Genomic DNA, 940 nt, shown 5'->3' on the forward strand with positions numbered 1-940 from the left:
TTTTATCAAGCGAGACGAGAAGCACAAAACCCCGTACCTTTAGGTCGGGGATGTAGTGCGACCGGGACTTTTAAGTCCCGTCAAGTAGTGTCATGGTGACGCTGTTCCTCAATATATCTTCTCACGGTTTCGCTACTAACATTCCCAGCAGTAGACACAAAGTAAGAGTGAGTCCAGAGGCTGGGAAGTTTCAACAAATGGGGAAACTCTTGCCGTAAATACCTAGAGCTTCTACCTTTAATGGCATTAGCGACCTTGTGCGGTGGCACGGTAGGAGGAACGTTGACAAACAAATGCACGTGGTCTGCCATAATCTCCAAAGCAATGATACTCCATTGATTCTCCTGGCAGACCTCCCAGATAATCTGGCGCAATCTAACCTCCACGTCGCCCACCAAAACCTTTTTCCGCCTTTTTGGTATCCAAACTAGATGGTAGTTGACCAAAGAGACGGAATTCTTATTGCGGCGGTACTGTTGCATTTTGACTCGTATTTAGCTAGTATTTGATGTAGCTAAGAATAGCACATCTACAAGGAGGTGAGGATTCTTGCTGACATGCTACGCCTACAAGCTGAGGCCAAACGCAACTCAATCAGCAACAATGGCATCTTGGATTGATATGTTAAGGAGCCATTACAATTGGTGCTTGAACGACAGAATAGCTCAATACAACCAGCAATTCATCCAGGGCGATTACTGCGATATCAGAACCCATGCCTCAGCTTGTCCGTTAACCTGCTTCGTCAGCAAGAACGGTGCTACAGGAGAACCCTGGAAAAACACCGAAAGTGCTAAAAATCCCCGCCGCAGCGCTGGGGATATTCAAATCACTGCATTGCCGCAACTAAAAACTGCTAGACCTTGGTACGCCGGGATTGATTCGACAGTACTGCAACAAAACGTCAAGCGTCTGGATATTGCCTACAAAAACTTCTTTG

At 46.5% G+C, this 940-nt stretch carries 2 protein-coding genes; one reads left to right on the forward strand and one right to left on the reverse strand.

From position 1 onward, the window contains the following. Positions 1–80: 80 nt before the first annotated feature. Entirely contained in the window at positions 81–482 is a 402-nt protein-coding gene (gene tnpA / locus MiSe_RS49290) for an IS200/IS605 family transposase (RefSeq protein WP_226594890.1), read from the reverse strand. A gap of 67 nt (positions 483–549) precedes the next feature. Here tnpA and MiSe_RS49295 point away from each other — a divergent pair. Further along, the coding region (locus MiSe_RS49295; RefSeq protein WP_226594892.1) for a helix-turn-helix domain-containing protein at positions 550–940 on the forward strand (391 nt) is incomplete at its 3' end.

The sequence above is a fragment of the Microseira wollei NIES-4236 genome (genome assembly GCF_020521235.1).
Taxonomy (GTDB): Bacteria; Cyanobacteriota; Cyanobacteriia; order Cyanobacteriales; family Aerosakkonemataceae; genus Microseira; species Microseira wollei.

Bases quoted from the DNA above. Each gene is read 5' to 3' on its own strand.
- tnpA (WP_226594890.1), bottom strand. From the start codon at position 482: ATGCAACAGTACCGCCGCAATAAGAATTCCGTCTCTTTGGTCAACTAC.